The organism is Bacillus sp. 17RED48 (assembly GCF_019837545.1).
In the GTDB taxonomy this organism is placed as follows: Bacteria; Bacillota; Bacilli; order Bacillales; family Bacillaceae_G; genus Bacillus_A; species Bacillus_A wiedmannii.
Genome location: NZ_JADAXG010000001.1, coordinates 760346 through 773080 on the forward strand (window position 1 = coordinate 760346; position 12735 = coordinate 773080).

General features: G+C 37.4%; 15 protein-coding genes and 1 riboswitch. Of the genes, 9 read left to right on the forward strand and 6 right to left on the reverse strand.

All coding sequences use genetic code 11. The annotated features are described in order from the left end of the window. Window positions 1-39: 39 nt before the first annotated feature. The 7 genes from bioA (at window position 40) to ILT06_RS04245 (ending at window position 6322) form a co-directional block, all read left to right on the forward strand. Window positions 40-1428 carry an adenosylmethionine--8-amino-7-oxononanoate transaminase gene (gene bioA, locus ILT06_RS04215; protein ID WP_088047206.1) on the forward strand — a complete coding sequence of 463 codons (1389 nt, stop codon included), beginning with the start codon at window positions 40-42 and terminating at the stop codon, window positions 1426-1428. Next, window positions 1428-2156: a dethiobiotin synthase gene (gene bioD, locus ILT06_RS04220; protein ID WP_088047207.1), complete on the forward strand. Its 729-nt coding sequence runs from the start codon at window positions 1428-1430 to the stop codon at window positions 2154-2156. Before bioA ends, bioD begins: the two co-directional genes overlap by 1 nt. After that, window positions 2122-3309 (forward strand): 8-amino-7-oxononanoate synthase, encoded by a 1188-nt coding sequence (gene bioF, locus ILT06_RS04225; protein ID WP_222654866.1) that lies wholly within the window; start codon window positions 2122-2124, stop codon window positions 3307-3309. Before bioD ends, bioF begins: the two co-directional genes overlap by 35 nt. Beyond that, window positions 3306-4046, forward strand: coding sequence for an alpha/beta fold hydrolase (locus ILT06_RS04230; protein WP_222654867.1), 741 nt, complete (start codon window positions 3306-3308; stop codon window positions 4044-4046). Before bioF ends, ILT06_RS04230 begins: the two co-directional genes overlap by 4 nt. Continuing rightward, entirely contained in the window at window positions 4012-4821 is an 810-nt protein-coding gene (bioC, locus tag ILT06_RS04235; protein ID WP_064474870.1) for a malonyl-ACP O-methyltransferase BioC, read from the forward strand. Before ILT06_RS04230 ends, bioC begins: the two co-directional genes overlap by 35 nt. Before the next feature lies 1 nt (window position 4822). Continuing rightward, window positions 4823-5821, forward strand: a complete 999-nt coding sequence (bioB, locus tag ILT06_RS04240; protein ID WP_064474871.1) for a biotin synthase — start codon at window positions 4823-4825, stop codon at window positions 5819-5821. 180 nt (window positions 5822-6001) lie between these two features. Then, window positions 6002-6322, forward strand: coding sequence for a hypothetical protein (locus ILT06_RS04245; RefSeq protein ID WP_064474872.1), 321 nt, complete (start codon window positions 6002-6004; stop codon window positions 6320-6322). A gap of 29 nt (window positions 6323-6351) precedes the next feature. Here the strand turns inward: ILT06_RS04245 and ribH are convergent, their stop codons facing one another. From ribH to ILT06_RS04270, 5 genes are all read right to left on the reverse strand, one after another. Continuing rightward, window positions 6352-6813 carry a 6,7-dimethyl-8-ribityllumazine synthase gene (gene ribH, locus ILT06_RS04250; RefSeq protein ID WP_000230900.1) on the reverse strand — a complete coding sequence of 154 codons (462 nt, stop codon included), beginning with the start codon at window positions 6811-6813 and terminating at the stop codon, window positions 6352-6354. An 18-nt stretch (window positions 6814-6831) separates the two neighbouring features. Next, on the reverse strand, window positions 6832-8025 hold the full coding sequence (gene ribBA / locus ILT06_RS04255; protein WP_064474873.1) for a bifunctional 3,4-dihydroxy-2-butanone 4-phosphate synthase/GTP cyclohydrolase II: 1194 nt from the start codon (window positions 8023-8025) through the stop codon (window positions 6832-6834). A 12-nt stretch (window positions 8026-8037) separates the two neighbouring features. After that, window positions 8038-8682, reverse strand: coding sequence for a riboflavin synthase subunit alpha (gene ribE / locus ILT06_RS04260; protein WP_064474874.1), 645 nt, complete (start codon window positions 8680-8682; stop codon window positions 8038-8040). After that, complete coding sequence (gene ribD, locus ILT06_RS04265; RefSeq protein ID WP_064474875.1) at window positions 8664-9776, reverse strand: bifunctional diaminohydroxyphosphoribosylaminopyrimidine deaminase/5-amino-6-(5-phosphoribosylamino)uracil reductase RibD; 1113 nt, start codon at window positions 9774-9776, stop codon at window positions 8664-8666. Before ribD ends, ribE begins: the two co-directional genes overlap by 19 nt. Window positions 9777-10085: 309 nt before the next feature. Further along, window positions 10086-10229, reverse strand: a riboswitch (FMN riboswitch). Between the two features lie 189 nt (window positions 10230-10418). Further along, on the reverse strand, window positions 10419-10625 hold the full coding sequence (locus ILT06_RS04270) for a CDGSH iron-sulfur domain-containing protein (RefSeq protein ID WP_001151582.1): 207 nt from the start codon (window positions 10623-10625) through the stop codon (window positions 10419-10421). 287 nt (window positions 10626-10912) lie between these two features. On the opposite strand from ILT06_RS04270, the gene ILT06_RS04275 reads away from it, so the two are divergent. After that, the gene (locus ILT06_RS04275; protein ID WP_000360793.1) at window positions 10913-11158 is read left to right on the forward strand and encodes a DUF2552 family protein; all 246 of its coding nucleotides are present in this window, start codon (window positions 10913-10915) and stop codon (window positions 11156-11158) included. Between the two features lie 9 nt (window positions 11159-11167). Here the strand turns inward: ILT06_RS04275 and ILT06_RS04280 are convergent, their stop codons facing one another. Then, window positions 11168-12091, reverse strand: a complete 924-nt coding sequence (locus ILT06_RS04280; protein WP_048546291.1) for an alpha/beta hydrolase — start codon at window positions 12089-12091, stop codon at window positions 11168-11170. Window positions 12092-12172: 81 nt separating this feature from the next. On the opposite strand from ILT06_RS04280, the gene ILT06_RS04285 reads away from it, so the two are divergent. Next, window positions 12173-12655, forward strand: a complete 483-nt coding sequence (locus tag ILT06_RS04285; protein WP_064474876.1) for a GNAT family N-acetyltransferase — start codon at window positions 12173-12175, stop codon at window positions 12653-12655. Window positions 12656-12735: the final 80 nt, after the last annotated feature.

Below are 12735 nucleotides of genomic sequence, written 5' to 3' on the forward strand. Positions count from 1 at the left end.
ACTTTATTTATAAATTAGTTAACATTAGGGGTGACAATTGTGACTGTTAATAGTAATACGACTGAAAAATCGTCTTATACATATGAAGAATTATCGGAGAAAAATAAAGCTTATGTATGGCATCCGTTTACACAAATGAAAGATTATTTAGAAGAAGATCCTGTCATTATTGAACGTGGAGAGGGAAGAAAGCTATACGATGTAAATGGAAATGAATATTGGGATGGTGTTTCATCTATTTGGTTAAATGTTCACGGACATCAAGTACCAGAATTAGATGAAGCAATTCGTGAGCAATTAAATAAAATTGCCCATTCTACTATGCTAGGACTTGCTAACGTTCCATCTATTTTATTAGCAGAAAAAATAATTGAAGTTGTGCCAGAAGGTTTGAAGAAAGTATTCTATTCAGACTCCGGTTCTAGCGCTGTTGAAATTGCAATTAAGATGGCCTTTCAATATTGGCAGCATAAAGGAAAACCGAAGAAACAAAGATTTGTTACATTAAAAGAAGCATATCACGGTGATACAATTGGAGCTGTTTCAGTAGGAGCGATAGACTTGTTTCACCAAGTGTATAGTTCACTTTTATTTGAGGCAATTAAAATGCCGTATCCATATACATATCGTTCTCCTTATGGAAATAATAAGGAGGAAATTGTGAAAAAACATTTAGAAGAAATGGAAGAGCTGCTCAAAGAAAAGCATGAAGAAATTGCGGCGATTATTGTAGAGCCTTTAATGCAAGGTGCTGGCGGTATGATTACAATGCCAAAAGGATACTTAAGAGGGCTCCGTACTTTATGTACAAAATATAATGTTTTATTTATTACAGATGAGGTAGCGACTGGATTTGGGCGTACCGGGAAAATGTTTGCATGTGAACATGAAAATGTAACGCCAGATATTTTAACAGCCGGAAAAGGTTTAACAGGTGGATATTTACCAGTTGCAATCACCGTAACGACAGATGAAATTTATAATGCCTTTTTAGGAGACTATGAAGAACAAAAAACGTTTTTCCACGGTCATAGTTATACAGGGAATCCGTTAGGGTGTGCGGTAGCCATTGCGAATCTAGAGATATACGAGAAAACAAATTTAATAGAAGAAGTGGCACGTAAGACAGAATATGTGGCGACGCAATTAGAATCGCTCTTTGCATATAAACATGTAGGGGATATTCGTCAGTGCGGGTTAATGATTGGAATTGAACTTGTGAAGAATAAGGAAACGAAAGAAGCGTTTGAATGGACAGAGAGAGTCGGTGTTCAAGTGTGTAAACGCTCAAGAGAGCTGGGCATGATTTTGCGGCCACTCGGCAATACAATTGTATTTATGCCTCCTCTTGCTTCTACAATTGATGAGATTGATGATATGTTACATATTTTGTATAAAGCAATCTCGGATGTTACGGAGGGAGAATAATGAACGGTTTTTTTGTAACAGCAACGGATACTGAAGTAGGGAAAACTGTAGTTGCCGGTGCATTAGCAGGTGTATTTAGAGAATTGGGATATAACATCGGGGTATATAAACCGTTGCAAAGTGGACATGTTGCATCAAATCCAGAGGGAGATGCAGCAAGGTTAAAAGCATTATCAGGTGTACCGGCAAAAGAAGATGAAATTTGCCCTTATTCTATTGAAGAGCCTCTTGCTCCGAGACTTGCCATGAAAAGAGCTGGAAGAGTAGTACATTTAAAAGACATTACGGATCATTATAATGAACTCTTGAAAGAGTTTAATAGCCTATTTGTAGAAGGAGCAGGTGGACTGGCTGTTCCATATACAGAAGACGCTTTAGTAATTGATTTCGCAAAGGAATTACAGCTTCCTCTTATTATAGTCGCACGCCCTACATTAGGAACAGTAAATCATACAGTTTTAACGATTGCTTATGCAAAGGCACAGGGCTTAACAGTAGCAGGTGTAATTTTATCCGGCTGCAAAGAATGTGAAATGGAAAGAGTACAAGAAAATAAAGAAATGATTGAAGAGCTAAGTGGGGTACCGGTTTTAGGGTTATTACCATTCTTTGAAGGGGCGTTTACAAAAGAAGAAGTCTTGGAATCTGCAAAAGAGTATATAATGATTTCAAAATTAGAGGAGTTCATCCGAAATGAATCAAACGTGGCGCACACATCTTCAATCTAAATTGCAACAATTAAATGAGCAAGGGCAGTATCGCAATTTGCATGTAACAGAACAAGCAGAAGAGACATGGCTTATTCGAGATGAAAAAAGGATGCTAAATTTAGCGTCAAATAATTATTTAGGGTTAGCTGGAGATGAGAGGTTAAAAGAAGCTGCTATTGCATGCACAAGAAAATATGGAACTGGGGCGACGGCATCAAGGCTCGTTGTAGGAAATTATTCACTGTATGAAGAGGTTGAGAGAAGTATATGCGATTGGAAAGGCACTGAAAAATCCTTAGTTGTAAATAGCGGATATACCGCAAATATTGGAGTGATTTCTTCGTTAGCCTGTCGTCACGATATTGTGTTTAGTGACAAATTAAATCACGCAAGCATCGTGGATGGAATTATATTAAGCGGAGCAGAGCATAAAAGGTATCGTCATAATGATTTAGATCACTTAGAGAAGCTGTTGCAAGTAGCACCGCCAAAAAAGAAGAAATTAATCGTAACAGATACTGTTTTTAGTATGGATGGTGATACTGCATATTTAAGAGATTTAGTGCAAATGAAAGAGAAATACGGGGCAATTATGATAGTTGATGAAGCACATGCGAGTGGGATATATGGAATTGATGGAGCAGGATTGTCTCATATAGAAAAAAATATTGCTCAAAACATTGATATACATATGGGGACGTTTAGCAAGGCTTTAGGGTGTTATGGGGCGTATTTGACAGGTGATGCAATGTATATAGAGTATTTACAGAATATGATGAGAAGCTTTATTTTTACTACTGCTTTACCACCAGGAACGTTAGGGGCGGTACAAAAAGCAATTGAAATTGTGAAAGAAGATAATGAAAGAAGAGAGAGACTTATAGAGAATGGAGCCTATTTTAGGACACATTTGCAAGAAGCTGGTTTTGATATTGGGAATAGCTCAACTCATATTGTACCGATTGTAGTCGGTTCAAATGAAACAGCTTTACGGTTTAGTAGAAGGCTGCAAGAGGTAGGTATTGCAGCAATTGCAATTCGTCCACCAACGGTTCCAGTTAATAGTTCACGGGTCCGTTTTGCGGTTACGTCCCAACATACAATAGCTGATTTGAAATGGGCTATTCAGCATATTATACGCATTGGTAAAGAAGAGGGGTTTTTCGTATGAAAGAGCTAAAGATTATTTTTATTCCTGGGTGGGGAATGGAAGAAGGTGTTTGGACTTTAGTTCTGCCGTATTTTAAAGGATATTCTGTTCAATGTATCAATTGGCGTAATGTGAAAGAACAAAGTGAATTTGCGGGGCGAATAATTGATGTAGCAAAAGATGAAAATGTAATTTTAGTTGGATGGTCACTAGGAGCGTTAGCAGCAGTTCAAGCTCATAAAAGGGTTAAGGCAAAAGGTATTGTACTAATTGGTGGTACTGCCAAATTTACAAATACGAGCGATTATACGAGTGGATGGAATACTCTGCATGTAGAACGGCTGAAAAAGAATTTAACGAGAAAGAAAGAAGATACGCTCAAGCGGTTTTATGAAAATATGTTCACGAAAGATGAGCTGAAAGAGAATAAAAGGTTTGAAGATATGATAAAACGCTTTAAAGGTGATTCTATTCAGTCTTTGCAATTAGGTTTGGAGTATTTAATAGAAGCAGATATGAGAGAAGAATTGAAAGAAATTAAAGTCCCTATACTACTTATTCACGGAGTGCAGGATGTAATTTGTCCATTGTCTGCAGCGCGTAGTATGGCGGAGAATGAGACTGCCACGCTCAAGGTAGTAAGTGAGGCTGGACACGCATTATGCGTAACGAATTTCGAATATTGCGGAAATGAGATAATTCAATTTGTAGAGGGGATACGACATGATCAACAAAACGTTACTTCAAAAACGGTTTAACATGGCAGCTGTATCCTACGATCAATATGCAAATGTACAAAAAAAGATGGCACATTCATTACTTTCTACATTGAATCGGCGATATAGTGCAAATGCATCGATACGTATTTTAGAACTTGGATGCGGGACAGGATATGTTACAGAGCAATTATCAAACTTATTTCCGAAAGCACATATTACAGCCATTGATTTTGCTGAAAGTATGATTGAGGTTGCGAAAACTAGACAAAATGTGAAAAATGTAATGTTTTACTGTGAGGATATCGAAAGATTACGACTAGAAGGAACGTATGATGTCATTATTTCGAATGCTACATTTCAATGGCTAAATGATTTAAAACAAGTGATAAGAAATTTATTTCATCATTTGTCTATAGATGGGATATTACTCTTTTCAACGTTTGGACATGAAACATTTCAAGAATTGCATGCTTCATTCCAGCGGGCGAAAGAAGAAAAAAATATACAAAATGAAACATCGATTGGGCAACGTTTTTATTCGAAAAATCAGTTGCGCCATATGTGCGAAATAGAAACAGGGGATGTGCATGTTTCTGAAACATGTTACATAGAGAGATTTACAGAAGTTAGGGAGTTTCTACACTCTATTCGAAAAGTAGGAGCGACCAATAGTAATGAAGAATCAAATTGTCAAAGTCCCTCACTCTTTCGTGCGATGCTTCGCATATACGAAAGAGACTTCACGGAAAATGAAGGGATAATGGCGACGTATCATGCTTTATTTATGCATATAACAAAAGAGGGGAAGAGATGAAATGAAACAAGTACAAACAAAAAGGGATTGGAAAAAACTTGCGCATGACGTAGTAGAAGAGAAAATGATTACGAAAGAGGATGCAATTGCAATATTAGAAGCTGATGATACAGAAATTTTAGAAATTATGAATGCAGCTTACATCATTCGCCATCATCACTTTGGTAAGAAAGTAAAATTGAATATGATTATTAATACGAAATCTGGATTATGTCCTGAAGATTGCGGATATTGTTCACAGTCTATTATTTCAGAGGCGCCGATTGATAAATATGCATGGTTAACGCAGGAAAAGATTGTAGAAGGAGCACACGAAGCAATTCGCCGTAAAGCGGGTACATATTGTATTGTAGCATCTGGTCGTCGCCCGACGGATAAAGAGGTGAATCACGTAATTGGAGCAGTTAAGGAGATTCGTGAAACGACAGATTTGAAGATTTGTTGTTGTTTAGGTTTCTTAAACGAAGATCAAGCAGGACGTTTAGCAGAAGCGGGTGTACATCGTTATAACCACAACTTAAATACACATGCAAATAATTACGAAAGTATTTGCTCCACTCATACGTATGACGATCGTGTTGATACAGTTCAAAAAGCAAAACAAGCGGGCATTTCACCATGCTCTGGGGCGATTTTTGGAATGGGAGAGACAATAGAAGAACGTGCTGAAATTGCATTTGAATTACAACGTATAGATGCAGATTCAATTCCATGTAATTTCCTTGTTGCTGTAAAGGGTACGCCGCTTGAAGGACAAAAAGAATTATCGCCGGTAGAATGTTTAAAAGTGCTGGCGATGATGCGTTTTGTAAACCCAACGAAAGAAATTCGCATTTCAGGAGGACGTGAAATTAATTTACGTTCTGTACAGCCAATCGGATTATTTGCAGCAAACTCTATCTTTGTCGGGGATTATTTAACGACAGCTGGGCAAGAGCCGACTGCAGACTGGGGTATGATTGAAGATTTGGGATTTGAGATTGAAGAATGTGCATTATAAGATAGATAAAAAGCAAACTTGTAAAAGAGTTTGCTTTTTTGTAAATAAAATGTAATAAATAGTTGTGAACGCTTGATACTATTGGTTTTTGAGCGAAAAAAAGAATTTTGGTGGACGAATTTTCCAAGCCCCAATTGTACATAGTAAATATGTAATTTATATTGGGTTGGAGGATTTTACATGCACAAATATATATTAGCGATTATGACTTGTCTAATTTTACTAAAAGCAATAAGTGCTGATCCAGTTAAGGCCGCTGAAAATCCTGAACAAAAAGAGATGCAACAACGAATTGAACAACATTTTCGAACGAAAGCTGAACATTTTGGATTGAAAACAGAAGGAAAAGATTTAAAGGAAGTGCGAAAAGAAATTACTATTATAGAAGAAGCGAAGAAAAGGGAGAATATATGGAGAACAGCACAAACGCTTCGTATACAAACAGAAGGAAAAACAATGGATGAATTAATAAAAGATGTACGGAAAAAAGTAAAAAAATAAAAAAGAGGCCGCAGCCTCTTTTTTATTTTTTATGCCCATTGTTTTGATAAATGAGCCATTTCAATCGCAGCAACGGCGGATTCATAGCCTTTATTACCAGCTTTCGTGCCCGCGCGTTCAATCGCCTGCTCGATCGTTTCAGTCGTTAATACACCGAAAATAACTGGGATGTCTGTTTGTAGTGATAAAGATGCAACTCCTTTTGCTACTTCATTACAAACGTAATCGTAATGTGTTGTAGCACCACGAATTACAGTACCTAACGTAATAACAGCATCATACTTCCCGCTATTAGCCATCTTTTTAGCGATTAAAGGAATTTCAAACGCACCAGGAACCCAAGCAACATCGATATCAGTTTCTTCTACACCGTGACGCTTTAATCCATCTAAAGCTCCGCCGAGTAACTTACTTGTAATAAATTCATTGAAACGTCCAACAACAACCCCAACTTTTAATCCTGTACCAACTAAATGACCTTCGAATACCATAATGAATCTCTCCCTTTATTATAAGTTTAGTAAATGTCCTAATTTGTTTACTTTCGTTTGTAAATACGTTTTATTCTCTTCTTTTGTTGGCATTTGCAATGGAACACGCTCGATTACTTCTAAATCGTAACCTTGTAAGCCAGCAATTTTTCGTGGGTTATTCGTTAATAATCGTAACTGTTGTAAACCTAAATCTTTTAACATTTGAGCGCCAATACCGTAATCACGCAAATCAGCTGGGAATCCAAGTTTTTCGTTTGCTTCTACCGTATCGAATCCTTCTTCTTGTAACTTATAAGCGCGAAGCTTATTAAGAAGGCCGATGCCTCGTCCTTCTTGTCTCATATAAAGAAGAACGCCTTTTCCTTCACGTTCAATTTGAGCAAGTGCAGCATGGAGTTGTGGTCCGCAATCACAGCGGCATGAGCCAAATACATCTCCTGTTAAGCACTCTGAATGAACGCGTACAAGTACAGGCTCTCCTGTTGAAATATCACCTTTTACGAGTGCGATATGCTCTTTCGTATCTAATGAATTAGAATAGCCAATTGCATGGAAAGTACCGAAATCTGTAGGTAATGTAATTTCCACTTCTCGGGTCACTAGTGTTTCATGGTGGCGGCGAAAAGCAATTAAATCTTCTATTGTAATCATTTTTATATCAAATTGTTTTGCGCACTGTAGTAAATCAGGTACGCGAGCCATCGTACCGTCCTCATTGATAATCTCGCAAATGACTCCAGCTGGTTCTGCTCCGCAAAGCTGTGCTAAATCGACGGCAGCCTCTGTATGACCAGCACGGCGCAGTACACCGCCTTCTTTCGCGATTAATGGAAAGATATGTCCAGGACGATTGAAATCAGCACCTTTTGATGCAGGGTTTAACAATTCTTGTATCGTAGTCGCCCGTTCGTGAGCGCTAATCCCTGTTGTTGTAGAAACATGATCAATGCTCACTGTAAATGCAGTATGATGCGAATCTGTATTATGAGCTACCATTGGTTCTAATTGTAGACGCTCTGCGTACCCTTCCGTAATCGGTACACAAACGAGACCACGCCCATGTGTAATCATAAAGTTAATCGTTTCTGGCGTAATATACTCTGCTAAAGCGATAAAGTCGCCTTCATTTTCACGGTTTTCATCATCGCATACGATAACGACTTTTCCTTGTTTTAAATCTTCTAGAGCTTCTTCAATACGATGAAACATAATGCTTCCCCCTTATAGAAATCCGTTTTCTTGTAAAAAGCTTTCGCTCATTGAACCTGTTCGTTTTACAGGTTTAGAAATAAAGCGTTCGATATATTTACCGATCATGTCACACTCAATGTTTACTATGTCACCGGCATTCTTTTCTCCGATAACAGATTCACTTACTGTGTGCGGGATGAGTGAGATTGTGATGGAAGATTCGTCTATATCAAATATCGTTAAACTCGTTCCATCAACAGCAACGGATCCTTTATGCAAACAATAGCGCAGCAATTCATCAGCAATAGCTATTTTGTAATAGACGGCATTATAGTGTTGTTTTTTGTTTAATATCGTTCCGATGCCATCAATATGTCCTGAAACGAAATGCCCACCGAATCGTCCGTTTGCAGCCATCGCCCGCTCTAAATTTACTTTAGAGCGGGGTTTAAGCATGCGAAGTGATGTTGATTGCATCGTTTCAGGCATTGCGTCCACTGTGAATGAAGTTGTTGTGAAACTCGTTACAGTTAAGCAAATACCGTTAACCGCGATACTATCACCTAAGTGAACATCTGATAAAATTTTATTCGCATGGATCGTTAACTTCATTGCTTCTCCGCTTTGTTGCATGTTTGCAATCGTTCCTAATTCTTCTACAATTCCTGTAAACATTCCGTCACCTCACTTCGGGCATTCGCAACGATTTTTATATCATCACCAACTTGTTTCATCTCTTGAATTTCCAAGGAAAGTGCATCTTGCAATGCTGCGAAACCATTTCCACCAAATAAAGTAGGGGCATCATTCCCACCAATTAATATCGGGCTTATATAAGTTATAATTTCATTGAAATGCTTTGTTTGTAAGAAGCTTGCATGAGTCGATTGGCCTCCTTCAACGAATAAAGAAAGAATTTGCTTCTCTCCAAGAAAGAAAAGGAGGTCCTTGAGGTCTATATGTTTTGTTTTCATTTGGAATATAGCTATATTTTCAGATTCATAAGAAGCTATTTTCTCTTTATTTACATCCTTACCGACAAAAATCCATGTCGGTGCTAAACCATCTGTTATGACATGAGAAGATGGTGGTGTTCGTAAATGGGTATCTAAAATGACGCGTATAGGATGTTTACCCCCGTTAGGAATTCTGGTCGTTAAATGCGGATTATCAGCTATAACTGTATTTACTCCAACGAGAATCGCATCATGTGTATGGCGATATTGGTGAACATCAGCTCGTGCTTCTTCACCTGTAATCCACTTACTTTCACCAGTGACAGTTGCTGTTTTTCCATCTAAGCTCATCGCTGTTTTTATTGTTACAAATGGACGTTTCGTTTTCATGTAGTGAAAAAAGAAACGATTTAATAAGGTGGCTTCTGTTTCAAGAACACCGGTAGTTACTTCGATGCCAGCTTCTTCTAATCTCCTTTTTCCAGTACCAGAAACGAGAGGATTGCAATCAAGAGTAGCAATTACAACCCGTTTGACTCCTTTTTTGATGAGCAATTCACAACAAGGTGGTGTTTTTCCAAAATGGCTACACGGTTCAAGTGTTACATAAACGGTAGCTCCTTTTGCTTTTTCACCAGCCATATGAAGAGCGTGAACTTCTGCGTGTTCTTCACCTGCACGTAAATGAGCGCCAATACCGACGATGTTTCCATCTTTTACAACAACAGCACCAACCATAGGATTTGGACTTGTTTGTCCGGATGTTCCTTCTGCTAACTGCAGGGCAATCCTCATATATTCTTGATCTGTCATTTTCTTCACCTCTCCTGAAAAAATCAAAAAACCCCAAGGATTTTATATCCTTGGGGTTTGGGAGACGTGATTTCTAGAAATATAGTTCGAATACGAAAGTATAGGAAAGAAACCTAACGATGATTGATATTTTGGCATAAGGAAAAAACCTAGCAAAATATCAAATTTTTCAAGCGCTAGTCGTATCTTTTTATTTCAGTGTAGAAACATAAGTATACAAAATAAAACATATATAAAGATTCAAAATGAAACTTTAAAAATATGCATACTGAAATAAAAGTGTATTCGCTATATAAAATTACTAGAAAACATATCCTTCTCCCATCCAGACTATACTGTCGGCCCTAGAGTTTCACTAGATCCACCGTTTTCGTGTTGAAAACGGGTCACGGACTTAGAAGTTTGCACTTCATCACCGCCGGTTGGGAATTTCACCCGACCCCGAAGGATGTTGTTTGCTCAAATTATAGCACAAAAAAGACAAAAGGCTAGTAAAAAATATTCGAATGTGAAGAATTGTGTGAAAATATATGTAAGTTGGAATGAGGACAAAAGTATGAGGAATGTTGTAAGGAAAAGGGGGGACGAGAGTTAATGAAAAGAAAAAACATGCACAAAAAAATGTGCATGTCACATGTGAAATTATTCTGCCTCTGGTGCTCTAACAACAGACTCGAATTTCCCTTTATGCGAAGCATCGCAATAAGGCATATTTTTTGATAAACCACAACGGCATAAAGAAAATGCCGGTTTTGCTGGGAATACATTCCCTTGTGAATCGACTAATTCCACGTCCCCTGTAACACGAAAAGAGCCATTATCATTTACTTTAATTTGTACTTTCGCCAACGCTATCCCTCCTTCCCAAACGCTTAATTTCATCATATAATTAAGAGAAGTACTTGACAATATAAAGTGAAACTTTAATTAGTGGGGGAGGTATCCCCCACTAATTATTAGTTGAACCAATCGGGCTTTTAGGGGCAGTTAATCTCCCACCTAACTTCTTTGTTTTAGCTGAGTTTTGAGGTGGGAGTTTTACTGCCCGTTAATGCGGGGTAAAAAGAGCACTTTGTTTGAGAAAGAAGAGAGTGTTATAATAGTTTTCATAACTGACTAGAGTAAGGTGACGAGAGATGGATAAACAATTACATACATTACGAAACATTGCAAATGAGCGCACGTGGGCATCATTTTTGAATGATAATCATCCATATAGTTTGTTACATTGGTCCATTGCAGGTGTAGGGCAAGAGGCAAAGGATGTTTGGTTACTTCAAGATGAAGTAACATTTCAAACGACAGAATTTCCAACGTTAGACGATGCAATGCAATGGATTTCTGAAAACATGGAACAAGTTACAGACGTTTTAGCGCAATAAAAAACAGGCTTATGCAAGCCTGTTTTTTGTTTCTTTTACATATGAGTTTAAAAATTGATCAACGGCTGCTTCATACTCTTCTTTATTTTCGTTATAAGAGCAAGCGTGTGCACCGCGTTCTGCAATATAAAGTTGTTTATTGTTTTCTTTTGCTTCATATAGTGCTTTCGTCATATCAGCTAAAATATAATCATCATCTTTACTATGAATAAAGAGGACGGGATTGTTAATATTTTTTATACAATCGATTGGTGAAACTTCGCGAATCGTATAACCGTCACGCACTTTTAAAAAAGCATTTGCTAAAGGTAATAAAGGCCATTTAGGTAAATGGAATTCAACCTTTAAACGGTGTTGTAATTGTCCGTAGAAATCAGAAAAAGGACAATCTGCAATATAGAAATCAGCACCATCTTCTACAAGTCCTGCGTATTGAAGAAGTGTTGCAGCTCCCATAGATTCACCATGAATACCGAGTGTTATATTTGTTCCAAATCGACTTTTTAGCCAGTCAACTACAGATTTTAAATCATGTTTTTCATAGTATCCATAGCTTGTTGTTTTTCCGCCAGTTTTACCATGACGACGATGATCATAAATAACGACATTATACCCTCTGTTTAAAAATAACCTTGCATATTTTACAGAGTTCATTTTATTTACAGTTACGCCGTGACAAAAAATCATAAACTTATTGGAATGACCAGCAGGAATGTAATAGCCGTGAAGATCATATCCGAATTGCGAAGGAATATGAATTTCTTCTTTATGAAGAGCATCAAAATCCTCTATACGAAAATGTTTTTTCGTTTCTCTTTCGAGTACTTCTTCCTCTGTTTTTTTCTTTAAGTACATCACTTTATTTGTAAAGAAAATCCCAAGGGCAGTTATCGCACCTAGTATAGTAAACAATGCTGCAAAAAAACGTTTCATACTTTACCTCATCCTCCAAATACCGTTACATGTGATACACTTACATTGTATCACAATGATAGAAAAGGGGAGAAATAGGAAATGGTGTATATACAAAAAATTACGCCAGCGATGAAAGAAACAATCCGAATGTTCATGTGTGAGAACTGGGGGAGTTCATTGATGGTTTCACGTGGTAAGGGGCACCAGTTAGAAGGGTTGCCAGGATTTGTTGCGCTCTCGGATGACAGAATAATCGGAATTATAACGTATGAAGTGACCGGAAATATGTGTGAAATTGTATCGTTAGATAGCTTTGAAGAAAGAAAAGGAATAGGGACGAAACTTGTAGATTGTGTATTACAAGTTGCAGAAGAAGAACGGTGCGGGCGGGTTTGGCTCATAACAACAAATGATAATATGAATGCGTTACGTTTTTACCAAAAACGTAATTTTGTGATGACTAATTTATATGTGAATGCAGTGGAAGAGGCACGAAAAATAAAGAAAGAAATTCCGCGTATCGGATATGATAACATCCCAATTTTACATGAAATACAGTTGGAGTATCGTTTAATAAATTGATGTAACAATTTTCAGAAATATAAGTTAGTAACCTTGACGAATATTGTAATTTAGGTTACCGTAAAATTGTAATCTATTAC